Annotated in this window: 22 protein-coding genes; 19 read left to right on the top strand and 3 right to left on the bottom strand. The window is 42.5% G+C overall.

The features are described 5' to 3' along the window. From F6K38_RS12565 to gmd, 7 genes are all read left to right on the top strand, one after another. Nucleotides 1-426, top strand: a 426-nt coding sequence (locus F6K38_RS12565) for a T3SS effector HopA1 family protein (protein WP_287356676.1), incomplete at its 5' end; no start/stop codon positions are given. Nucleotides 427-1344: 918 nt separating this feature from the next. Next, nucleotides 1345-2343: a sugar transferase gene (locus F6K38_RS12560; protein ID WP_044492547.1), complete on the top strand. Its 999-nt coding sequence runs from the start codon at nucleotides 1345-1347 to the stop codon at nucleotides 2341-2343. Nucleotides 2344-2439: 96 nt separating this feature from the next. Continuing rightward, nucleotides 2440-3585, top strand: a complete 1146-nt coding sequence (locus F6K38_RS12555; protein WP_008181838.1) for a glycosyltransferase — start codon at nucleotides 2440-2442, stop codon at nucleotides 3583-3585. 568 nt (nucleotides 3586-4153) lie between these two features. Then, nucleotides 4154-6415, top strand: a complete 2262-nt coding sequence (locus F6K38_RS12550; RefSeq protein WP_008181835.1) for a GumC family protein — start codon at nucleotides 4154-4156, stop codon at nucleotides 6413-6415. 374 nt (nucleotides 6416-6789) lie between these two features. Further along, the gene (gene hepC / locus F6K38_RS12545; protein WP_008181834.1) at nucleotides 6790-7590 is read left to right on the top strand and encodes a heterocyst development glycosyltransferase HepC; all 801 of its coding nucleotides are present in this window, start codon (nucleotides 6790-6792) and stop codon (nucleotides 7588-7590) included. 20 nt (nucleotides 7591-7610) lie between these two features. Beyond that, entirely contained in the window at nucleotides 7611-7781 is a 171-nt protein-coding gene (locus tag F6K38_RS12540; protein ID WP_154659730.1) for a hypothetical protein, read from the top strand. A gap of 35 nt (nucleotides 7782-7816) precedes the next feature. After that, the gene (gene gmd, locus F6K38_RS12535; protein ID WP_287265893.1) at nucleotides 7817-8890 is read left to right on the top strand and encodes a GDP-mannose 4,6-dehydratase; all 1074 of its coding nucleotides are present in this window, start codon (nucleotides 7817-7819) and stop codon (nucleotides 8888-8890) included. Here the strand turns inward: gmd and F6K38_RS12530 are convergent. Beyond that, complete coding sequence (locus F6K38_RS12530; RefSeq protein WP_154659729.1) at nucleotides 8871-9047, bottom strand: hypothetical protein; 177 nt, start codon at nucleotides 9045-9047, stop codon at nucleotides 8871-8873. The genes gmd and F6K38_RS12530 overlap by 20 nt on opposite strands. A gap of 373 nt (nucleotides 9048-9420) precedes the next feature. Between F6K38_RS12530 and F6K38_RS12525 the strand changes: the two genes are divergently transcribed. The 7 genes from F6K38_RS12525 (at nucleotide 9421) to F6K38_RS12495 (ending at nucleotide 17449) form a co-directional block, all read left to right on the top strand. After that, a complete protein-coding gene (locus tag F6K38_RS12525; protein WP_071105823.1) occupies nucleotides 9421-9660 on the top strand; it encodes a GDP-mannose 4,6-dehydratase in 240 nt (79 codons plus the stop codon). Between the two features lie 54 nt (nucleotides 9661-9714). Beyond that, on the top strand, nucleotides 9715-11586 hold the full coding sequence (gene hepA / locus F6K38_RS12520) for a heterocyst formation ABC transporter subunit HepA (RefSeq protein ID WP_287265892.1): 1872 nt from the start codon (nucleotides 9715-9717) through the stop codon (nucleotides 11584-11586). Nucleotides 11587-11825: 239 nt separating this feature from the next. Continuing rightward, complete coding sequence (locus tag F6K38_RS12515; RefSeq protein WP_287356674.1) at nucleotides 11826-12740, top strand: alpha-1,2-fucosyltransferase; 915 nt, start codon at nucleotides 11826-11828, stop codon at nucleotides 12738-12740. Between the two features lie 39 nt (nucleotides 12741-12779). Next, nucleotides 12780-13808, top strand: a complete 1029-nt coding sequence (locus tag F6K38_RS12510; RefSeq protein ID WP_008181822.1) for a glycosyltransferase family 2 protein — start codon at nucleotides 12780-12782, stop codon at nucleotides 13806-13808. A gap of 17 nt (nucleotides 13809-13825) precedes the next feature. Beyond that, a complete protein-coding gene (locus F6K38_RS12505; protein WP_008181820.1) occupies nucleotides 13826-14947 on the top strand; it encodes a polysaccharide pyruvyl transferase family protein in 1122 nt (373 codons plus the stop codon). A gap of 312 nt (nucleotides 14948-15259) precedes the next feature. After that, nucleotides 15260-16183 carry a beta-1,6-N-acetylglucosaminyltransferase gene (locus F6K38_RS12500; protein ID WP_008181817.1) on the top strand — a complete coding sequence of 308 codons (924 nt, stop codon included), beginning with the start codon at nucleotides 15260-15262 and terminating at the stop codon, nucleotides 16181-16183. Nucleotides 16184-16327: 144 nt separating this feature from the next. Next, nucleotides 16328-17449, top strand: coding sequence for a glycosyltransferase family 4 protein (locus tag F6K38_RS12495; protein ID WP_044492545.1), 1122 nt, complete (start codon nucleotides 16328-16330; stop codon nucleotides 17447-17449). Here F6K38_RS12495 and F6K38_RS12490 read toward each other — a convergent pair. Next, complete coding sequence (locus tag F6K38_RS12490) at nucleotides 17426-17644, bottom strand: hypothetical protein (protein WP_008181813.1); 219 nt, start codon at nucleotides 17642-17644, stop codon at nucleotides 17426-17428. The genes F6K38_RS12495 and F6K38_RS12490 overlap by 24 nt on opposite strands. A gap of 47 nt (nucleotides 17645-17691) precedes the next feature. On the opposite strand from F6K38_RS12490, the gene F6K38_RS12485 reads away from it, so the two are divergent. The 4 genes from F6K38_RS12485 (at nucleotide 17692) to F6K38_RS12470 (ending at nucleotide 20862) form a co-directional block, all read left to right on the top strand. Further along, on the top strand, nucleotides 17692-18198 hold the full coding sequence (locus F6K38_RS12485) for a hypothetical protein (RefSeq protein ID WP_008181811.1): 507 nt from the start codon (nucleotides 17692-17694) through the stop codon (nucleotides 18196-18198). Continuing rightward, nucleotides 18182-18598, top strand: a complete 417-nt coding sequence (locus F6K38_RS12480) for a class I SAM-dependent methyltransferase (protein ID WP_008181810.1) — start codon at nucleotides 18182-18184, stop codon at nucleotides 18596-18598. Before F6K38_RS12485 ends, F6K38_RS12480 begins: the two co-directional genes overlap by 17 nt. A gap of 144 nt (nucleotides 18599-18742) precedes the next feature. Next, nucleotides 18743-19768: a glycosyltransferase family 2 protein gene (locus F6K38_RS12475; RefSeq protein WP_008181809.1), complete on the top strand. Its 1026-nt coding sequence runs from the start codon at nucleotides 18743-18745 to the stop codon at nucleotides 19766-19768. 161 nt (nucleotides 19769-19929) lie between these two features. After that, nucleotides 19930-20862, top strand: coding sequence for a glycosyltransferase family 2 protein (locus tag F6K38_RS12470; protein ID WP_044492556.1), 933 nt, complete (start codon nucleotides 19930-19932; stop codon nucleotides 20860-20862). On the opposite strand, the gene F6K38_RS12465 is transcribed toward F6K38_RS12470, so the two are convergent. Then, nucleotides 20859-21167, bottom strand: coding sequence for a hypothetical protein (locus F6K38_RS12465; RefSeq protein WP_008181807.1), 309 nt, complete (start codon nucleotides 21165-21167; stop codon nucleotides 20859-20861). The genes F6K38_RS12470 and F6K38_RS12465 overlap by 4 nt on opposite strands. Nucleotides 21168-21403: 236 nt before the next feature. Here F6K38_RS12465 and F6K38_RS12460 point away from each other — a divergent pair, with 236 nt between their 5' ends. Beyond that, nucleotides 21404-22873, top strand: a complete 1470-nt coding sequence (locus F6K38_RS12460; protein ID WP_008181806.1) for an O-antigen ligase family protein — start codon at nucleotides 21404-21406, stop codon at nucleotides 22871-22873. Nucleotides 22874-22891 lie beyond the last annotated feature (18 nt).

The following is a 22891-nucleotide window of genomic DNA, read 5'->3' as shown; positions in this document are numbered from 1 at the left end:
GCTGTCATGGATAGCATGACAAAATATTTGAATGCAGCAGCAATTCCTTTCACATTTAAAGTTCTATACAATCCATCGGAATACAAACGCCATGACTGCGGAGTACTCTACTTTGAGCGCTGTGATTCTGAAGTTGTCTTTGGGGTGATGCAAACCATATATCTAGCAAACCGCTGCCATTTTCGCCCAGAAGTACCTTTATTCACCAAGTTTTTGGCACCGGGACTGAGTTTTGCCGAAGAACCAACCCAAAAATTTACCTCTCAAGAAAGTTTTGGCATGAACCGCTGCCAAATTGTAGCCAATGGTTTAATGCAGGCTTGGCAAAACGGTAATAACACTCCAGAGGAGCGCCTCAACGCTATCCGCCAACAATTTTCTCAGTTAGGAATTGAATGGGAACGTCCTTACCTCAATGGTGAGTGACATCTTCCGCACCCCCGCCCGACAATTCCCACACTCCCCGTTTGACCATGATGTCAAAAACCTACCCTTGTGAGCTCCCCATCTGCCGATATCCCCATCTCCCCAAAGCGCGCCTCTTCACAATTTCAATACAATTTCAATGTGTGACAGCTTAGTAGGATCCGGAGGGAGACCTTACAGGTATAGTCCCTGGGTAAGTCATAAAAAACTATAGCGCTACACCAACCAAGTCCACCTAGATGGACTTGGTTGGTGTAGCCGAAAGCTTTAGCCTTAGGCCATTAGACTGAGTGATCCTCGCTGCCACCATCCAAGTCATCAGTCTCAAGACGGAAGTGGCAATTGACCTCAGGTATATTTAGCGTCTTTAAGAAAAATTCATCAAAAATTTTTAGCTCTGTCAGGATTTTATGAAAAACTCATGAAAGTTATATTAGTCATTCATCCGGGATTATACAGAACACTTATTGACCAACGTCACTGCTGACAAATGAGTAATGCTAAATGCTTACTTATATGGTAACGATAGAAAATAAAAAATGGGGAATTTGTATCCATTTTTTATTTTTACCACCGGTTAATTTACCCGATGAATTATACCTATTAATCAGTCGAAAAATAAGTGAGAGGTAAACTAGGATTTTCCCTACTAGGTAAGGTAACAAAAGGCATTAGGTATCAATAATTAAAACCATTAACCATTAACCATTAACCTTGCTCTAACCCTCAACCCGAAATTGAAAGAGTAATATAAATTCTACCATTGCCTGAATCAAGGGCGGAGGAGCCGTAGGTATATGTACGGTTAAAACCTAGGGTGTTAATAGGATTGCTAAACTTTCTACACAATTCCTACATAGTTTAAATCTACTCTCTAAAAAGTCACGATTTAATCGACATTATAATTTATATTTCATCATGATGCAGTCAACGTTAAAGACTTCTGGCCAGGCAGGCTTCATAAATGAAGCTGCTGTAGTGCAGTTACCGATCCGCTTGAGCAGACTCGAAGCAATAGAATTTAAAGAAACTTGTGATCAGCTTCTCCAAAAACCTTATTGTCCTAAGCTGATTATTGCAGACTTAAGTCAGACAGAGTTTATCGATAGTAGCGGCATTGGTGCCTTAGTAAGGAATCACAAAATCACTCAGGAAAACGGGGGATCACTAATACTAAGGGGTATAACTTCTCCAGTTATGGCTGTCTTAGTCATGACTGGGCTAGACAAAAAATTAATTCTAGACGCTTCATATAACCTGACAACAATAGCTGTCAATTGGTCAAAGGCTCAGTTACCAACAACTCACCCATCTACACGCTCTTGGGCTAAGCGATGCTTAGACATAGTGGGGGGAATAGTAGGTTTAGGAATTACGGCCATATTATTTATTCCCATTGCGATCGCGATTAAACTCGACAGTCCTGGCCCCATCTTGTTTAGTCAAATTCGCTGTGGTTGGATGGGTAAGGAATTTCGGATCTGGAAATTCCGCTCAATGTATACTGATGCGGAAACCCAGAAAGATAGCGTTCAAAATCAAGCTAAGGATGGCAAGATATTCAAAAACGAAAATGACCCTAGAATCACCAGGGTCGGTCGGTTTTTGCGGAAAACTAGTTTGGATGAACTACCTCAGTTCTGGAATGTCATTAAAGGTGAAATGAGTTTGGTAGGTACTAGACCACCGGTACCTAAGGAAGTGGAAATCTATGAGGTTCCAGAGTGGCAACGGTTGAATGTTAAACCGGGAATGACTGGAGAGTGGCAGGTGCATGGGCGATCGCAAGTTCGGGATTTTGCAGATATAATTAAACTGGATTTACGCTACCAACGAAACTGGAGCTTAATGTATGACCTTAAGCTCATTATAAAAACAATTTTTATCTTGTTGTCGAAAAATAATGGAGCCGTTTAGGCTCAAAAATATCTCGGCAAAATTCCGGATACAAATTAAATCTAATGGTAAATAGATTAGAGTATTCTCTAGGAATAGGTTTTCCAATAAACAAGCATGAAAGTTGCCCTAGTTCATGATTATCTAACGCAAAAAGGTGGAGCAGAACGGGTATTTGAACTGCTTTGTAAGCGCTTCCCTAGTGCTGATGTGTTCACATCCTTGTATGATTCCCAGAACACCATTGACCTAGGTGAGCGCCTAGTGCATACCACCGGACTTCAGAACATTCCAGGGTCAACGAAATACTTCAGACTCTTGGCTCCGTTTTACTATCCAGCTTTTCGAGCCTTGGATTTAGAAAATTACGATTTGATTATCAGTAGTTGTTCAAGCTTCGCAAAGGCGGTCAAGAAAAAATTAGGAGCCAAGCATGTTTGCTTTTGCCACAATGTCACCCGTTTTTTGTGGGATACGCAAACTTACCTCAAGGAGTATGGAGAATATAGAGCGTTTTCTCCTGTCATTGATAAAGTCTTCCAGTTGATCAGAAAAGTAGACCTGGACTATGCCCAGGAGCCGGACATTTACATTGCTAACTCGACCACTGTCGCTCGGCGTATCCAGAATATCTATGGTAAGCCAGCCATGACGGTCAACTATCCAATTAATAGCCATAAATTTGTGTTTTCCGACCAAAAGGAAGACTTTTACCTAGTATCATCTCGTTTACTGGGTTACAAGCGTATCGATCTGATTATCGAGGCGTTTAATTGGCTAGGCTGGCCCTTATTAATATCTGGTGATGGTCCAGAGCGAGAGCGTCTAGAATCTAAAGCTTTGGACAATATTCGATTCTTGGGATACGTCAGCGATAAACAGCGTTGTCATTTGATGGCAAAAGCTCGTGGGGTGATCGTGGCGGCTTTAGAAGATTACGGTTTAGTGCCAATCGAAGCCAACGCCAGTGGGACTCCAGTAATTGCCTACGGTGCAGGTGGTGTTTTGGATACTCAGATACCAGGGACGACAGGGGTGTTTTTTAAACGGCAAACACCGGAAGCACTCCAAGCTGCACTACTTGAGGCTAGGGAAATTCCCTGGAATTATGCCAAAATCCGAGACCATGCCCTGAGTCATTTCACTGAAGACGTTTTCTTTAATACAGTTGGGCAAATTATTGATAAAACGGTCAGGGGACAGCCTGTTAATTTCAGCCATTCGTTACGCCATTCAACCAAGGTTCCCACTTTAGCTAGGTGACAGGATAGTGGCTGGGCTGATTTTAGATTTTAGATTTTGGATTTTGGATTTTTTCGTTGATTTCTTGGGATTTATACGGGTCTATACTCCAAAATCATCAGATCCAATCTGGTGGACTAATCAATATAGTCCTGCTCGGGTGACTGGTGATGGGTAATAGATAATATCAGGTCCGGTTGACTACTTCTTCTTATACCCTTTCTCTAAAAGGGATGCAACCTATGATTGTCGGTTCATTGGTAATGGGTAATGGGTAATGGGTAATCATACTCCAATTCCTAATTCCCTATTCCCAAAAGGTAGGGAAAATTTGTTGCAGGTATCCATGATAATTTTGCTTACCAGAGATTGAACATATTTCAAGGGCAAATTTTCAATGGTTAATGGTTAATTTAAAATTAACTTTCCAAAAAAAATCAAAAATCCTATCGAATATGAACAAAGTGATTAACCGGATTTTATCTAAACCAATTACTAATCATCCCGGGAATATTTTAGACTTGATTCACTGGAATTGATGTCAATTTAAAATCCAATCCAAACTTGTCAATCATTAATCTAAAATCCCATGAAGGAACTTGATTTAAACGCAGCAGGTGAAACAGATGCAGGGTATGGCCAACTGTTGGCAGTTTTGTGGCGCAGACGCTTGTGGATTATAAGTGTACTGTTGACAAGCTTGCCGATTGCCTTCTATATCACTCTCAAGAAAGAGCCGAATTATATCAGCTCTCTACAGCTGTTGGTGGAGCCTAATTATATAGATAAAACACGAGGAATAGAGAGTCAGTTTACTGAGTCCACTGTTGATATCGACTATGCTACTCAGTTACAGCTGATGCGTAGTTCTGAATTGATTCAACGAGCAGTGGATTTGCTTCGTGATGACTACCCAGATATCACAGTCGGTGATATTAGAGGCTCCTTAAGATTAGCTCAAGTACTGCAGGGTAAAACCGAAACTAAGGTATTTCAAGCGGTCTACACCAGCAATGACCGGATTAAAACTCAAAAAGTACTGCAAGCTATTCAAAAGGTTTATCAAGATTACAACCTAGAGCAGCAGGAAATGCGGTTGAATAAAGGTCTTGCTTTTATCAATCAGCAGTTGCCAACAGCTCGTAATAATCTTGAGCAAGCTGAGCAACGGCTAGAGCAGTTTCGCAAGAGCAAAAACCTGATTGATCCCTCACAACAAGCTCTAGCTGTCAGTCAAACTCTGAATGGGATTGAACAGGAGCGCCGAGCCATCCGCGCTCAGTACATGGAAACTCAAACTCGCTACCAGGCTGTTCAGCAAAAACTGGCTCGTTCACCGCAAAATGCCTTGACCTCGTCCCGCTTGAGTCAATCTGGGCGCTATCAAAATTTGCTCAATGAAATCCAAAGAATAGAACTGGCTTTGGTGGAGCAAAGTCGGATTTATACTGAAGCTCATCCTAGAATTCAAAAATTAATTGAACAGCGTCAGAGTGTGTTTGCGCTCTTGCAGGAAGAGACTAGACGGGTTTTAGGGCAAGTTCCGACTAAACTGGTTACCACTGGCAATAACCTCCTGACAGAAGGACAGCTCGGTGGTGTGGATCTCAATCTGGTCAACGAACTAATCACCTCGCAAATTAATCTAGTCAGTCTACAGACTCGTGATCAAGCCCTGGCCAAAACAGAGCAGGAAATCCGTATCCAACTCAGGGAATTCCCAGCCCTGATTGCTCAGTACAATCGTCTACAACCCCAAGTAGCAATTCAACAAAATACTCTGCAGCAGCTACTACAAGCACGGCAGGAGTTAAGCATCGAATTGGCTCGGGGGGGATTTAACTGGCAAGTTGTAGAAGCACCTTTACCGGGCTCGAAGACCGGTCCTAATATGACCCAAGACCTATTATTGGGTGCAGTGGTTGGGTTATTTCTCGGTGGTGTGGCTGCCTTTGTGCGGGAAGCCATGGATGATGGAATTCATACCTCTGATGATTTGAAAAATCAAGTGGCTCTACCCTTGCTAGGTATGATTCCACAGTTGCCGGAAGGTAAAATCAGTAAACCTGTTCTGAATCTAGGTTTGAGCCAGTCCGAGAGAACACTTCCGATGATGGAACTGTTGGGATGGCGACCATTTCAGGAAGCACTGGACATGATTTATGTGAATATCCAGTTGCTCAATTCTGGTTCTGAGCTGAAATCCCTGATGGTTACGTCAGCGCTGTCTGGTGAGGGGAAGTCAACTCTGGCGTTGGGTTTAGCCTTGAGTGCTGCTCGTTTACATCGACGAGTACTGCTAATTGATGTAGATATGCGCCGTCCGAGGTTGCACCAACAACTTGGCCTCTCCCATCAGGAAGGACTTTCTACTTTATTGGAAGATGATACTGCTACACCCAGCCCAGTTAGTATCTCACCTTTGGGGTCAACCATTGATGTTTTGACTGCTGGACCAACCCCAATTGACCCAGTTAAGCTGCTGGGTTCTAAACGGATGAAGAACTTAATGGCAGAGTTTCAGCAGACCTATGATCTGGTGTTGCTGGATACTCCCCCAGTGTTAGGTATGGTGGATGCACTCCAAGCAGCATCTTTGTGCCAAGGTGTGGTGATGGTGGGACGCCTAGAGCGAGTTACTCAATCTCAACTCAGCCAGGCTACTGCTATACTCAGGAATTTAAACCTGATGGGAATCATTGCTAACGGGGTGAAGAGTTCTAATCAGAACTACGCTTACTATGGTTCGCGAAACAACCATGCTGCTATTGAACCACAGCAGCCTGTATCTGATCTTCAAGAGTCTCCACAACTAGAGCGTCAGTTCAGCAATCATGTCAAGTCTCGTTGATTTTTTTGTTAATTGAAAATTGAAACTTGTTAATTGTTAAGTAAGCATTCAGCCATCAGCCGTCAGCCGTCAGCCGTCAGCCGTCAGCCGTGAGCTAAAAGCTCACGCTACGCGAACAGCTGACGTAACTCAGCATTATTCCAATGCTTACCTGTTTGATTCAAAAGCACCTCAAGTAGCACCATCTGTAGCGCATTAGCTGATACGCGACACGCTTATAGCACCATCTGTAGCGCATAAACTGATAGCTAATAGCTGATAGCTGATCGCTTACGTTTAAAGTTTCAATTAACGAAAACCTGAGAATGATACGTATTAAACCTGACAGGATCTAAAGTTTAAGTTTTGATTTTCGTGAAATGGAGTAACTATTTATGACGACTTCCAGAATCATACTAACAACCTCCAAAATCTCAATCCTAGATATCGATGATGAGGCAGAGTCAGCAGTTAGTTCTTTGCCTCCCTGCAAGCTCAAGTGGCGACAGAAACAGTTGTGGGTACTCCCTCTCCAAAAAAATGAACAGCATTATCTACCTCCGTTGCAAAGTCAGTCTTGGTTAAGTAATTGCTTGCAACGCTCGTCGGTAGGGCTGGTTTGTATCGACCCCAATGTGGGTGAAACAGGGTTAAGAGTTTGGACCAATGCCTGTGAGCAAGCGAAGAAGAAAGCTGTTCTAAGAGTACCGTTCAACTCAGAATTGTCTAGTAGGGAAAAACTATTCCGATCTCGACTGAGGCGGGTGATGGATTCGAGTTTAGCTGCTCTATTGCTACTGATTCTGAGTCCAGTGCTCCTGGGATTGATGTTGCTGATAGCGATTGTTTCACCAGGACCAGTCTTTTCTCGGCAATTGCGGGCTGGAGAAAGGGGTAAGTTGTTCCAAGTGATTAAATTTCGCACTGAAGCTATACACAAAGGCCAAGTCACGTCTAAGATGACACATTTTGGAAAGTGGCTGCGTCAATATTGTCTGGATGGACTACCGCAGTTAGTGAATGTACTAAGGGGTGAGATGAGTTTAGTCGGACCACGTCCTTGGAAACTGGATGAGGTGATTCGGATGACCCAGGAGGAGCGGCGACAGCTGAGGTTGTTGCCAGGAATGATCAAGCTTCACCAGGAAGATATGCGATCGCATGTGTTCGGTTCTCAAAGTACTCCAGTGCTGTAATAGCAATCCCTGTAGGAATTGTGAGAATTTTTGATGCCATATTCCCTACTCCCTACTCCCTACTCCCTACTCCCTACTCCCTACTCCCTACTCCCTTTGGTAAAGTTAATAACTTCCTAACTTCTGAAGTTATTAATTGCAATTTTCAATTTTCAATTTTGATTTGCCTTTGCCTTCATCCCGTACATTAGCAAACTAATTACTCTAATCAGAGTCGTGAGGAATCGTGACAGACATTAAACGAGCATTAATCACTGGCATTACCGGTCAAGATGGGTCTTATCTAGCAGAACTGCTGCTGGAAAAAGGGTACGAAGTCCATGGCATTATCCGACGCACGTCTACCTTCAACACAGATCGCATCGACCACATCTACCAAGACCCCCACAATCCACAGACACGGTTATTTCTCCATTACGGAGACCTGACTGATGGCTTGACACTACAACGCATTCTAGAAAACGTGCAGCCGATAGAGGTGTACAACCTCGGAGCTCAGTCCCATGTGCGGGTCAGCTTTGATTCACCAGAATACACAGTGGATGCCACAGGTATGGGAACCTTACGTTTGTTGGAAGCGGTACGGCACTATCAACAGCGGATTGGCTCTGAGGTACGCTTTTACCAGGCTGGCTCTTCTGAAATGTTTGGGCTAGTGCAGGCTGTTCCTCAGTCTGAAACTACACCGTTTTATCCCCGTAGTCCTTATGCCTGTGCAAAAGTCTACGCCCACTGGCAAACTATCAACTATCGCGAATCCTATGGGCTATTCGCCTGTAATGGTATTTTGTTTAACCACGAAAGTCCCCGGCGCGGCGAAACCTTTGTCACTCGCAAAATTACCCGTGCTTTGGCGCGCATTGTAGCTGGTCAGCAGAAGAAGCTTTACCTGGGCAATCTCGATGCCAGACGGGACTGGGGTTATGCCAAAGATTATGTCCGCGCTATGTGGCTAATGCTACAACAAGACGAGCCCGATGACTATGTTGTTGCTACCGGTCAAACTCACTCAATTCGGGAGTTTCTCGATATTGCCTTTGGCTTAGTGAATTTGGATTGGGAGCAGTACGTTGAAATCGATCCACGCTACTTTCGACCTGCTGAAGTAGACCTGTTGTTGGGTGATGGGACCAAGGCTAATACCATACTAGGTTGGCAACCTTCAGTGAGCTTTAAACAACTGGTTGAAATCATGGTTAATGCTGACCTTCAGGCACTAGGTATGATGCCTGTAACCTCTTGTAGTCAATCCGCTGATACTGCCTTTATTCGTCAGGTTGTTACCGCTGGTAATCCCTAGTAATGATATGCTCTAATCCCGTTTTTAGTAATGGATGAGAGAGATAGATAGTCGCGCTTTGGGTAATGGGTAATGGGTAACGGGTAATTGGGAATTGGGAATTGAGGAAAAGACTATTGCTGCTGTGAAACACCACGAGGAGAGCGCAATTACCCATTATCTATTACCTATTAACAGACTCATAAGCATTTAGCTATCAGCTATCAGCTATCAGCTATCAGCTATCAGCTATCAGCTATCAGCTATCAGCTATCAGCTATTAGCTTTGAGCCTGTGGCCAGCCTACTGTTCGCGCAGCACCTCAAGTAGCGCAATCGGTTCTTTTGAATAAAATAAACTGACCACTGACCGCTGACCGCTGAATGCTTACACAGACTCGTATAAGACGTTGTTGATGGATTAGCGTTGAATAAAATAAGCGATTATCCTACGGATACGCTACGCGAACGCACTGTCTTAGAACCAGGACTTACGCACCAAGACCCTTAAAACCTGGTTTCTCGCTATAAATCAAAGCTCCAGAGAATTATGTGATTGCTTCCGGAGTGAATCACTCCGTTCGTGAATTAGTAGATTGTGCGTTTAGTCACGTCGGTCTTGATTATCAAGATTTTGTGGAAGTTGATCAGAGGTTTTATCGTCCGACAGAAGCAGTGCCCCTTTGTGGGGATAGCTGGAAAATTCGGGATGAGCTGAATTGGAAGAGTAAAAAAAAATTTCCTGATATTGTCGCGGAAATGGTGGAGAGTGATCTTAGTTTTTTTAGCTAAATATTGTTTAAAATCAGCATTAAATAACAATCATAATAGGTCTAAATAAAGCCAGTGAGTATTCTATATAAGATTGCTGAATTCAAGCTTATTGATTCTGTCATTAGGTTTACTAAATCCACGAAATTGTGGCAAGACAAACACTTCATATTAAGAGAGTTTAAATACCTCAAACAAGCTGCTTTTTTTGCTATTGCTTTAACGATAATTGCCTCACTATTTGAAGGGTTTGGATTAGGGTTTATCCTCAACTTTTTACAAAATATAACCGACCCTAATGCTACCCCAATCCAGACAGGTATTAACTGGTTCGATATCTGGTTTCTTGGAGTAAATAGACCGGTTAATGAGAGAATTTACCGGATATCTGCTATAATTATGCTCACAACCTGGTTGCGTTCAGCCTTTATGTTTGGTGGGCGCAGGTACAGCAAAATTACTCAGATGAATTTGTTAGATAGGCTGCGCAAGAAGCTATTTGAACAACTTCAACGGCTGAGTTTAAGTTACTTTTCTCATAGCCGTTCTGGAGAGCTAGTTTACAGTCTAACTACCGAATTAGAAAAAATTAATCAAGCTTTTGATGTGACAGCTTTTCTGTTTACTAGAGTTTCTCTTTTAGTTGTATATGTGACATCAATGTTCTTGCTTTCTTGGCAACTTTCCATTGCATCATTAATGCTCTTTAGCCTGATGAGTGTTGGTCTTTCTAACTTGGTTAAAAGGGTGCGAGAGACAAGTTTTGATGTTTCAAAGGCAGGCAGTAACTTTACCTCAGTTGCTGTAGAGTTTATCAATGGCATTCGCACAGTTAAGGCATTTGCTAGTCAGGACTTTGAGCGTAGACGATTCTATAACGCTAGCGAAAACGTTGCAAACATCACTATCAAATCTGCCTCATTTGCGTATGCCATAGAACCGATTGGGGAAAGCGTAGCCACCACAATTCTGATCGGCATGATTATTGTAGCATTTACCATCTTCGTTCCTAATGGACAGATGCAGGCAGCTTCATTATTGACCTTCTTGTTTGTTTTGTTTCGTCTGATCCCGATTATACGTCTGATTAATAATGCCAGAGGGCGTCTTGGGGAATTCACCGGACCAATGAATAACATTAAAGAGCTGCTGAGAACGGACAACAAACCATACTTGCAGAATGGTAACGTGCAATTTTCAGGATTGCAGCGAGCCATTGAGTTTGCTTCGGTGGATTTTGGTTACGATCCCTCTAACCTAGTGCTGCACGATATTACCTTAACTATCAACAAGGGAGAAACAACAGCCCTGGTCGGTGCTTCTGGTTCAGGTAAAACAACCCTTGCTGACTTAATTCCCCGATTTTATGACCCAACCGCAGGTAAAATTATCATTGATGGCATTGACATACAAGAGTTTGAAATCAACTCTGTGCGTCGTAAACTAGCTATTGTTAGTCAGGATACATTTATTTTCAACACCTCTGTTCGCAATAACATTGCTTATGGTTCAGAACAGGCAGATGAGCTGGCAATTCGAGAAGCTGCAAAACTTGCCAATGCATTAGACTTCATCCTAGATTTGCCTGACGGTTTTGACACGCAACTGGGTGATCGCGGAGTTCGATTATCTGGAGGTCAACGTCAACGGCTGGCAATTGCTCGTGCTTTACTGCGAGCACCAGAGATTCTGATCTTAGATGAGGCAACTAGTGCCTTAGATTCTGTGTCTGAGCGCCTGATTCAAGAATCCTTAGAAAAACTTGCTGTAGGACGGACAGTAATTACCATTGCCCATCGCTTATCGACCATTTCCAAAGCTGATAAGGTAGTCGTACTTGAACAGGGGCGAATTGTGGAGCAAGGAAAGTATCAAGAGTTACTCGAAAAGCGCGGTAAACTTTGGAAATATCACAAGATGCAGCATGAAGTTGGTCAAACAAATTAAGACTATAGCATTTCCAAATAGATCATGAAACCAAATGTTGATTTATTATAACACCAAAAAATATTCGCATCCTCTTGATGCAGTCCCTCATGGACGAGACCACCAAGACCGCGCTGCATCGTTCTTTCCTACTGTTCCCTGTTCCCTGTTCCCTGTTCCCTTTTTCTATCAATCATAGGTTTACATCTCAAATCAAAATACTATAGTTGATTGCTTGTCAATATTCTCGGAGGATTAACATGTTCATAATTGTTAGAAAAACAGGTCAATTAGGCAATAGAATGATGCTATTTGCCAACTTTATGGCTTTTGCAATGGAATACAACCTCAAAGTCATAAATCCTGCCTTTGATGAATATGCAGTTTTTTTTGAGGGAACCCATAACGATTTTTTTTGTCGATACCCTGCCCAACAATCAGTTCTTAAAGGCAATAGTCTTAAACTGAAAAGAAATTTTCATAGAGTTGTTTACCATTCAACCCGATTATTGGTTAAAGATTATACAGATTTTAAGTTATCCAATATCAAGATATTAAGAGATGCTGGAGTACACAGGGGAATTATTTTTGATGACAACTTTGCTAAGTTTTTCAAGAAAAATGAATTGGCATTTATTCATGGTTTTTGGTTTAGAAATCCTGTTTTATTTTTGAAGTATGCAGAAACAATAAGGAAGTTTTTTACGCCAATAAAGCAACACAATGAAAGTATCAATAAACTCGTAACTAACCTAAAAAAAACCTGTGATATTCTGGTTGGGGTTCACATTAGGCAGGGAGATTATAAAAAATTGCTAGGAGCAAAATATCTCTACAGCACTGATGATTATGTGAACTTAATGAAAAAAACAGAACGTCTTTTTCCAGGAAAAAAAGTCAAATTTTTACTATGTTCAAATGTGCCCCAGGACAGAGATAAATTCTCAAAATTAGATTTCGCTTTTGCCAACAACCACATTGTAGAAGATATGTACTCACTTGCTCAGTGTGACTATATCATAGGTCCCCCAAGTAGCTATAACATGTGGGCTGGTTTTTATGGACGGGTACCTTTGTACTGGATTGAAGATCCCAATGCTGACATATCCTTAGACAGTTTTCAAATTTATGATGTGCCACTAGATGTCGCTCCTCCAGTTTCATTTGCACAGTAATTAATTCCTTATTACAACCAGAGGCAAGATAACAAGGATATGTCAAACCATCAAGAAGCGCAAGAGCCGCTAGTCAGTGTTATCATCCCAACCTATAACCGCTTGATATACCTCAAGCAAGCAGTTGAAAGCGTACTCCAGCAGACCTACAAAAATCTTGAAATTATTGTTTCTGACGATTGTAGCCCTGAGAATCCGCAAGCTATGATTGAGTCCTTTCAAGATGCTCGGATCAGATTCCGTCGGAACTCAAAGAATCTAGGAAATGGTCCCAATGTTGCTGGCGCATTTAAACAAGCTCAGGGAAAATATGTAGCGAGTCTAAATGATGATGACCTGTGGAATCCAGACTTTTTAGAAAAGCTAGTTCCTCCCCTAGAAGCGAATCCAGATGTAGTTGTGGCTTTTTGTGACCACTATATTATAGACGCAGATGGTGTAATTAATTATGCAACTACTGAAGAACATACCCGGCTTTGGAAGCGTGACCAACTTAAAGCAGAGGTATACCAGCCTTTCTGTACTATCGGACTAGTAGACCAAGCAGTGTCTCCTGCATCCTCTGCTGTGATTCGTAGGGACAAGGTTAATTGGGATGAACTATTGTCAGTGGGGGTCTATTGGGATTACTACTTAACCTATCTAGCTTGCCGCAGTGGTGATGGCGCGTACTACTATCCAGAAAGACTGACTCGATACCGCGTCCATGAGTTATCTGAAACCCATATTAGTGGGAGTGGAAACGCCAAGGCTCAGATCCGCAAAGGCAAATCCGGTATTTTTTGCTACGAACACTTTTTAGCAGATCCTCAATTACAAAAGCATCGGAGTTATTTTACCCAGAAATTAGCACAAGCGAACACAACTCTGGGTATTGGGCTGATACGGGATGGACGAGTAGCAGAAGCACGCCCCTATCTTTTTCGTGCCTTGAGTCAAAATTTCAGTCTGCGAACTGTAGCAGCTCTCATGCTCACCGTTATACCTCAACAATTAGCAAATCCTTTCGAGATATCTCCCAGACGGGAAATTATCCAACAGACAAAAGTACATTCAAAATTACATTAATAATTTCAGTAATTACGATGAATATTTCAACACCAAAAAACGTAAAAGAAGTTCTTCATAACTCCCTAGGACAGTTAGACAAATTTGAAGAATGTATACTGCTAGACAATCCTGATCATTACAATATTGGTGACCACCTGATTTGGTTAGGCTCTGTACTATTTTTGACAGATACCTTAAAAACGAAAATCAAGTATGCCACTGGTATTAACGGTTTCTCTCATGCCAGCCTAAAAAAAATGGATAAATGCCCCATAATCTTTAATGGAGGAGGCGCATTAGGTGATCTATATGAAGGTTTTCAAAATTTTAGAGAATCGATTATAGAAAACTATCGAGATAGACCAATTATTATTTTTCCTCAGACTATTTATTTTAGGAATCCCGAAAACCTCAAAAAAGCGGCAAAAGTTTTCAACTCCCATCCTAACCTAACCCTATTTACCCGAGATCAAGTCAGCTATGAAATTGCTCTTCAAAATTTCTGGAATTGTCGGGTGATTAAAGCCCCTGATATGGCATTTCAAATGGCTGGTCTATCTACTGACTCCATCCAGCCTGCTCAAGAGGATTCTAGTCTTTATCTTTGCCGAAAGGATCAAGAACTTAAGACTACTAGTAACCTGATTCTTTCTTCTCAGATAAAAAATCTCGTCTTAGAAGACTGGGTTTCAGATAGATGGACCCTAAGAACTACTAAGCAACTCTCTAAAGGTTGGTATTGGCGTATTCCAGGATTGGTCAGAATAATTCGGGAAGTTTATGAGCGAGGATTAGCAACTCCTAAAGAATGGTTATCCCGACAAAACTGGAAGTATTTTCATACTAATACTGCGAAATTTAAAACAACCCATAACTCCCAAATTAATCTAGCATCTTGGGGCCTGATGCACAGCGGCATCTATCAATTCAAAAGGCATCGTTTAATTATAACTAATCGTTTGCATGGTCATATCCTTAGTACTCTTTTAGAGATTCCTCATATCTTTCTTCCTAACTCTTATTACAAGAATGAAGCATTTTACGAAGCATGGACGTCACAAATTCCATTCTGCCGGTTTATAAAAGACCCCTCAGAACTTGAATTTGCTGTAGAAGAAATGTTAGAGTCCTATCCTTTATCAATAGGACTGCAGTAATAGATAGGACTTAAGTAGTAGGGGGCGTTAATAACACGTAAGCATTAAGCTATCAGCTATCAGCTATCAGCTATCAGCTAATGCGCTAGGCGCACGCTACTTGATCTGCTTATGGGCTATTAGGAAGCTACACCGAACAGCTTTAGAATAAAACAAGTAAGCATTCGTTTAATCTGAGTTATGGAAAGCTGACGGCTGACCGCTGGCGGCTGAATGCTTACAATAACACACCCCACAGGTAGAGTTACTGCGTAAGTCCTGATAGAGAAAACGGGAATAGAATGCGCTAATGTTTAAACCTAAGAGTCAATCATGACTAAAATCCTTTACCTAATTGCTTCTCATAGCAATCCAGACCAAGTTGTCAGACTAGTCAATAAAATTAAGACTGGTAACCCTGAGTCCCAGGTCTTAATTCACCATGATCAATCTAAGTCGAGCCTTAGCCCAACGTCTTTTGAGCAGATCAACAATGTTCACATCCTGGAAGACTATGTTCCAGTTGAGTGGGCAGATTTTTCTATGGTGGAAATGGAACTTCGCTGCATCAACTGGTTAATAGATAATTCTGTGACATTTGACTGGTTGATATTCCTCTCTGGTCAAGACTATCCCATTCAGCCAATCAGCCAAATCGAGCAGTTCTTGCAGAACACCGAATATGACGGATTTATGGAATATTTTCCGGTACAAGAACCACCAGAAACAGCTTGGCAGTGGGGCAAAGATTTGGGCATAGAGCGCTATTTTTTTCGCTACTATAAGCTGCCAGCTAGTCTAAAGGCTATAGTGTATAAACTATATCGTGTTGTCAATTGGCAGCCCCTAGTCCGGATCAGGGCTGGTAAGTTTGGTGCCAGAATAGCAATCCGTTGCGTTTCAACACCTTTCACCCCAGAGTTTCAGTGCTACGCGGGTTCTCAGTGGCACACACTTTCCTACCGCTGTATTCAATATATCCATCAATTTGTTCAGCGTAACCCAGCATTTGTAGAACACTATCGAAACACACTCGTACCAGATGAGTCTTTCATCCAGAGCATCCTGCTCAACCAGTCGATGCTAAAACTATTCAATGATAACAAACGTTATATCTCTTGGACTCCTCCCTATCCAGCTATCATGGGTGTCCAAGATTTTGAGTCAATGATTACTTCTGGTAAGCACTTTGCCCGCAAATTCGATGATAAAGTAGATGCCAAAGTTATCGATATGCTGGACAAACATCTTGGGTAAGATGGGGATAATAGGGAATAATATACCTATAGTCCTTCTGATGTCTTTAAGGTTTAAATTAGGATTGCTAGATCAGGTAGTTAAAGACTTCTGCGAAGGATGCACTAGTCAGAGTTTTCGATAATTTTAACAGGATAGCTACTCATGAAACTCTGTATCGTTACCCACAAAGTCATGAAAAATGATGGCCAAGGTCGAGTCAACTATGAAGTCGCCAAAGAAGCCATTCGTCGCGGTCATCACGTCACTTTATTAGCCAGTAATGTCGCCCCAGAACTCCAGCAGAGCAATCAGGTAAACTGGATTTTCATTCCAGTTAAAAGGTGGCCAACAGCACTAATTCGTCATCTAGTTTTTTCCTGGCGGAGTGGCAATTGGTTAAATCAACACCGTAGTGAGCTGGACTTAGTAAAGGTTAACGGCTCCATTACCAGAGCTGGCTCAGATGTGAATGCTGTACATTTTGTCCACAGTTCTTGGTTGCGATCGCCTGCCCATACTTCTCGGCTACGTCGGGATTTGTATGGTCTTTACCAGTGGCTAGTTACAATCTTGAATGCCCATTGGGAAAAAAAATCCTTCCGTCAGGCAAAAGTAGTAGTCGCAGTTTCCGGAAAGGTCAAGAAAGAATTAGTAGACATTGGTGTACCCCCTGAATCCATTCGGGTAATTGTCAATGGTGTTGACTTACAGGAATTTTATCCCGGTGTGGCTGACCGCAAACAATTGGGTCTTCCTGAGGGAGTGCCTTTAGCATTTTTTGCTGGAGACATCCGAACACCTCGGAAGAACTTGGATACAATTCTGCACGCCTTAGTCCAAGTGCCTGAATTACACCTGGCTGTTGCTGGCATCACAGAAGGTAGTCCCTATCCTCAGCTAGCCGCAACCCTAAATGTCAGCGAACGGGTACATTTTCTGGGGTACCGACGTGACCTCCCACAGATCATGCGAGCCGTAGATTTATTTGTCTTTCCATCCCGCTATGAAGCCTGCACACTAGTGCTCCTAGAAGCAATGGCTTCCGGCTTGCCAGTGATTACCGCAAGCACAGCCGGGGGGGCTGAATTGGTTACCCCAGCCTGCGGAGTGGTCTTGTCTGACCCCAACGATACCCAGGCTTTGGCAAAGGAGTTAAGCTTTTTGGTTAGTAATCCTGAAAAAAGGAAACAGATGAGCCAAGCTGCACCAATGATAGCCGCCCAATACAGTTGGGAAAAGATGGCACAAAGCTATGTGGATTTATTTGAAGAACTGATCAGGTAGTCTAAATTTAATGTTGCAGGTTGCAGGTTGCAGGTTGAAGGTTGCAGGTTGCAGGTTGCAGGTTGAAGGTTGCAGGTTGCAGGTTGCAGGTTGAAGGTTGAAGGTTGCAGGTTGCAGGTTGAAGGTTGCAGGTTGCAGGTTGCAGGTCAACAGATAACGATACTCCCGAGGATTTTTAAGGTAGAAAATTCTCAATTCTCAATTCTCAATTCTCAATTCTCAATTCTCAATTCTCAATAGTTATGTCTAACCTACTAATTAAACTTCCCACTGAGCTCGAACCTATTGTTGATGAAATTAGTAACTTTACCGAACTGCCCAGAGACGAGGTAAACCATCGAGTCTGGCAGGAAGCGCTGCAACTAGGCTGGAATGTTTGTCAAGATGCCCAAAACTTTGGAGTTACCCCTCACCAGTATGATGCCAATATGGAGGCTCTTTATAAAAATGGGTATGGCTTCATATTTGAAACAATGGTTTTTTGGGCTAGACCTGGACGAAAGCAATTGATAGAAATAACCCTAGAAAGGATTCAGAAGTATGCCTCACAGAAAGGGAAGACAACTGGTGATTTAAAAATTTTGTTACTGGGTGATGGTACAGGCAATGACTCTCTGTACTTAGGGATGAATGGTTGTCAAGTTGATTACTGCGATTTTCCAGGCAGTAAAATCTATGATTTTGTCACCAAGCGATTTAAACATTATGGCTTGTTAGACATATGGTATCAACTTGATTCCTACCTATGAAGCCTGTTTGGATAATCAGTACGATGTTGTAATTTCTTTCGATGTTCTCGAACACCTTACTGAGCCATGGATCGCCATTGCTAATATACGCTCCATGTTAAAAACAGAAGGCATTGCACTGATCACCGATGCTTATGGTGATGTTACAGGTAGACACCCAACTCATTTAGAGTCAAATCGAAAATTTAAAGGTCAAAGTCCCTTCATGTTTTTGAAAAAGGGCATGGTGCTTACTTGGTATAGTTCAGTCTTTAAACCTATGGAATTTACCAAGGTCGATAAGTGGTCTTTAAGGGATTATTTTATTCTCTGGCAAGATAAAAAGGTGATAGTAGAGTATTTGTCTGGTAAATCAGGACTATTGAAACAATTTGTTAAGAATTTTTTGGTCAAAAAATAACCCTATAGAGCATTTTTGCGAAACTAACCGGATCGCTATTTGTTGCTGTTGAATCAAAAAATAGCACTCTTGACGAAGGAAAATTCAACAGTTCTTACGGTTATTTGATTTTAACATAACTTTCGTATAAAGGAACTACTCCTGATGCAGGATATGAAACCAGTTGCTATTTGCATTCCTACCTATAATCAATCCCAGTACTTATGGGAGTCAGTGGGCAGCGCCTGCCGTCAAACCTATCCCAATGTGGAAGTTTGGGTGTCAGACGACGCTAGCACTGATGAAACCCCTGAGGTTATGGCACAACTATGCCAGCAGTTTCCTCAAGTACGGTACTATCGGCACCCTAAAAACCTAGGTATGGCCGCTAACAACAATTGGGTTTTGAAACAGCCAAACACTGAATTTATTGTTCGTTTGGATTCAGATGATGCCCTGTTACCCAACTATGTAGAAACGTTACTACCCCTGCTAGAGAAGCATCCAGAGGCGGGTTATGCCCATAGTGCTGTGCAGGAAATTGATGAACGCAGTAACAATCGAGATGTGCGACGTATTGCAAGACAGCACGAGTTTCAGAGCGCAGACGACTCACTACGAGCCGCAGTTTTTGGCGTAAAAGTAGCTGCAAATATCGCTATGTTTCGGGCTGAAGCGTTGCCAGCAGTTAGGTTTTATGAAGATAGTCCCGATTTTGTACAGGACTATAACATGTGGGTCAGAATGGCAGATGCGGGTTATGGCAACGTTTATGCCAATGAGATATTAGCGCGTTATCGCGTTTGGACTGATGCTAAAAATCTACGTCCTAAGCGTAAAAATATTGAATTACAAGGATGTATTCGGGTTTTTGAAGACAGTATCTTGCCTGGTTTTAAGCGACGGGGTTGGGATACAAAGGTGATTGAGGAGCAGCGTCGTAAACTGGCCTTAAGACACACAGCATACTGTTATCGTCCACTGTTCAATGAGGTAGAACGCACGGAGCTGATTGCTCTATTGAAAGAGTTAGGAGATTCACCAGCTTTGCGATTTCGCATGTTCTTATCGAGATGGGGCTTTCGTCCTGTCTTTGAATGGACAATTTCTATGGAATTACGGTTGAAAGGTATGGTGAAAGGTTGGTTAAGTACTCTACAGAGTTATTTACGGTCTCAAACAGCAGGATAGTAATCTGTTTAGAATTTAGAATGTAGAATTTAGAATTTAGAATGCCCGAATTCTACATTCTGCATTCTGCATTCTGCATTCTACATTCTGCATTCTACATTCTGCATTCTGACAAACAACCTTCAACCTCCAACCTTCAACCTAACTCAACCGTAGAAGAAATGAGAATAACTGTTATAGTCCCCACCTATCGCCGTCCAAAAGACCTAGAACGGTGTTTAGAGGCCCTGGAGAAGCAAACTCGACCAGTGGATGAGGTCTTGGTGATTGTACGGGATACTGATCCTGAAACTTGGGGGTTTCTTGAAGCATTCAACCCTGAGGTTTTACCCATGCGTCCTGTGAAATTAAGTATTCCCGGGCAAGTGGCCGCTCTCAACGCAGGTCTTGATGCAGCACAGGGAGATATTATTGCCATTACCGATGATGATGCTGCTCCCCGTGGCAATTGGTTAGCTTATATTGAAACTCACTTCCTGTCCGATCACCGGATCGGGGGTGTCGGTGGACGGGATTGGGTACATCTGGGTAACTACCTGGAAAATGGTGCTAGAGAACGAGTGGGTCGAGTGCAATGGTATGGACGGGTGATTGGTAATCATCACCTGGGGGTAGGTTTACCTCGGGAGGTGGATGTCCTTAAGGGCGCTAACATGAGCTATCGACGAACTGCTATATCGGGCTTGCGCTTTGATCAGCGTCTGCGAGGGACGGGAGCTCAAGTCCATAATGATCTGGGGTTTAGTCTAGCCCTAAGAAAAGCCGGTTGGAAGCTGATTTATGACCCAGGGGTAGCAGTAGACCACTATCCAGCACAGCGTTTTGATGAGGATCAGCGAGGCATAGTTTTTAGCGATACTGCCCTAATTAATGCGGCACATAATGAAACTATAGTTTTGTTAGATTACTTCCCTGTTCTACAACGGATTATATTTATAGTTTGGTCAACATTGGTGGGAACGCAAATTAAACCCGGTTTCCTGCAATGTTTGCGGTCTTTCCCCAAGGAAGGACTTTTAGCAGGACAAAAGTGGCTTGCTTCTTTGCGTGGACGTTGGCAGGGTTGGTTGAGCTGGAAAAAGTGCTTAGGCTAGCAAAAGAGACTGTTGAAGGTTGAATAAGGTTGAAGGTTGAATAAGGTTGAAGGTTGTTCGCGTAGCGTGGCCAAAGGCCAAGGTTGAAGGTTGTTCGCGTAGCGTGGCCAAAGGCCAAGATTGAAGGTTGAAGGTTGTTCGCGTAGCGTGGCCAAAGGCCAAGGTTGAAGGTTGTTCGCGTAGCGTGGCCAAAGGCCAAGGTTGAAGGTTGTTCGCGTAGCGTGGCCAAAGGCCAAGATTGAAGGTTGACTGTTGACTAAATGTGGAAAGGGAACAGGAAATAGGGAATAAGAAATAGGGAACATGAAATAGGGAACAGGCAGTCGAAAAATGACTACTAACTAATCTCTAATCAATACTAACTAATCTCTAATCAATACTAACTAATCTCTAATCTATCAGATCTAGCGTTTCTAATAGTTATTAAGTACATTTAATTTTATTACCCCTACTCCCTACTCCCTACTCCCTACTCCCTAAAACCTAGGACTTTTTCCCTCAGCCAATTGAGAACTACTGTGTATCTAATCCCTAACACCTAATGACAAAAGGAATTCCTATCAAACTAGAACCAGCCCCTGCTTGGACAGCTATCCTGTTATTTGTTGTGATTACAATACTGGGGATTATTGCTGGTGCTGGCAGCATTCTGCGTATTCTGTTGCCTGTGGTAGGGTTTGCCGTGGGCCTTTTTCTCTATCGACGGTATCCTGTGCTCTACTTAGGTTTTATGTGGTGGCTATGGTTTCTGATGCCATTGGTTCGTCGTTTAATTGACTATCGCAGTAACTGGGTTAATCCGAGTCCAGTATTGCTAGTAGCGCCTGTGGTGACATGGATTACTGTGGATACCTTTTTAAAATACCTTCCTAGAGCCTATAAACAGGGGGGTTTGCCTTTTATTTTAGGATTCACCAGTATTTTGTATGGCTTTATAATTGGTCTGATTAAAAGCACTCCTATTTTCGCTATTCGAGGACTGATCGACTGGTTTACCCCAATTCTGTTAGGTTTCTACTTATTTATAAATTGGCGAGATTATCCTCGCTATCGCGAAAACATTCAGCGCACATTCCTCTGGGGTGTCTTGGTGATGGGAGTCTATGGCATAGTGCAATATGTGATTGCACCAGAGTGGGATCGATTTTGGCTGATTAACGCCAGAATGTTCTCGATGGGGAATCCCGAACCGTTTGGTATTCGTTTGTGGAGCACGATGAATTCCACTGGACCGTTTGCCGCAACCATGATGGTGGGTCTGCTGTTGTTATTTAATAATCAAAGTCCTTTACGTATTCCTGCTTCCATAGCTGGTTACTTGTCTTTTCTACTCACGTTGTCACGGACGATGTGGGCGAGCTGGTTCTTTGGACTAGCTTCCCTAACCAGTTCACTCAAACCCAAAATCCAGATGCGCATCATTATTTCTATCCTGGTCATGGCAATTTGTATCGTGCCGTTAACCACGATTGAGCCATTCTCGGAGGTAATTGGTAGTCGTTTGGCAACATTTTCTGACCTTGGAAATGATCACAGTGCGGAAGTTAGACAACAGATCTATGAAGAGAGTCTTGGCAAAGCTCTTTCTATGGCTTTAGGTAATGGGATTGGAAATACATTCACTATCGAACAAGGGGAAATCCGAAGCGTTGTGATTGACAGTGGCATTTTAGATATGTTTTTTACCCTAGGCTGGTTTGGAACTCTCCCGTATATGTCTGGATTGCTCCTGCTGGTATATAGTGTTTTCCAATATCCTGAGATTCGCCGTGATTCCTTCATGAGTGCTGCTCGTGCTATTGGTTTGAGTAATTTAATCGGGCTACCGATTGGTAGCGCTATGCTTGGTGTTGGGGGATGTTATATTTGGGGATTTTTGGGTCTAACTATGGCAGCACATAAGTATCACCAGCATCAAAATAAGCTTTCTTCTGAAATGGAAAGTATTGCTGAAGTGAAGACTGCTAAAGATAAGAATTATGAAAATTTTCTGATCAATAGCACTGACTGAAGAATAACAGAAGTAGGA

It is taken from the genome of Moorena sp. SIO3B2, from assembly GCF_010692525.1.
GTDB lineage: Bacteria > Cyanobacteriota > Cyanobacteriia > Cyanobacteriales > Coleofasciculaceae > Moorena > Moorena producens.
Note: the sequence above shows the minus strand (reverse complement) of the source record. Positions and strands in the feature narration are given on the sequence as shown.

What these genes read in the sequence shown, in the direction of transcription:
- F6K38_RS12560 (WP_044492547.1), top strand. Translation starts at nt 1,345, where the DNA reads ATGATGCAGTCAACGTTAAAGACTTCTGGCCAGGCAGGCTTCATAAAT.
- F6K38_RS12555 (WP_008181838.1), top strand. Translation starts at nt 2,440, where the DNA reads ATGAAAGTTGCCCTAGTTCATGATTATCTAACGCAAAAAGGTGGAGCA.
- F6K38_RS12550 (WP_008181835.1), top strand. Translation starts at nt 4,154, where the DNA reads ATGAAGGAACTTGATTTAAACGCAGCAGGTGAAACAGATGCAGGGTAT.
- hepC (WP_008181834.1), top strand. Translation starts at nt 6,790, where the DNA reads ATGACGACTTCCAGAATCATACTAACAACCTCCAAAATCTCAATCCTA.
- F6K38_RS12530 (WP_154659729.1), bottom strand. Translation starts at nt 9,047, where the DNA reads ATGGGTAATTGCGCTCTCCTCGTGGTGTTTCACAGCAGCAATAGTCTT.
- F6K38_RS12515 (WP_287356674.1), top strand. Translation starts at nt 11,826, where the DNA reads ATGTTCATAATTGTTAGAAAAACAGGTCAATTAGGCAATAGAATGATG.
- F6K38_RS12510 (WP_008181822.1), top strand. Translation starts at nt 12,780, where the DNA reads ATGTCAAACCATCAAGAAGCGCAAGAGCCGCTAGTCAGTGTTATCATC.
- F6K38_RS12505 (WP_008181820.1), top strand. Translation starts at nt 13,826, where the DNA reads ATGAATATTTCAACACCAAAAAACGTAAAAGAAGTTCTTCATAACTCC.
- F6K38_RS12500 (WP_008181817.1), top strand. Translation starts at nt 15,260, where the DNA reads ATGACTAAAATCCTTTACCTAATTGCTTCTCATAGCAATCCAGACCAA.
- F6K38_RS12495 (WP_044492545.1), top strand. Translation starts at nt 16,328, where the DNA reads ATGAAACTCTGTATCGTTACCCACAAAGTCATGAAAAATGATGGCCAA.
- F6K38_RS12485 (WP_008181811.1), top strand. Translation starts at nt 17,692, where the DNA reads ATGTCTAACCTACTAATTAAACTTCCCACTGAGCTCGAACCTATTGTT.
- F6K38_RS12475 (WP_008181809.1), top strand. Translation starts at nt 18,743, where the DNA reads ATGCAGGATATGAAACCAGTTGCTATTTGCATTCCTACCTATAATCAA.
- F6K38_RS12470 (WP_044492556.1), top strand. Translation starts at nt 19,930, where the DNA reads ATGAGAATAACTGTTATAGTCCCCACCTATCGCCGTCCAAAAGACCTA.
- F6K38_RS12465 (WP_008181807.1), bottom strand. Translation starts at nt 21,167, where the DNA reads ATGTTCCCTATTTCTTATTCCCTATTTCCTGTTCCCTTTCCACATTTA.
- F6K38_RS12460 (WP_008181806.1), top strand. Translation starts at nt 21,404, where the DNA reads ATGACAAAAGGAATTCCTATCAAACTAGAACCAGCCCCTGCTTGGACA.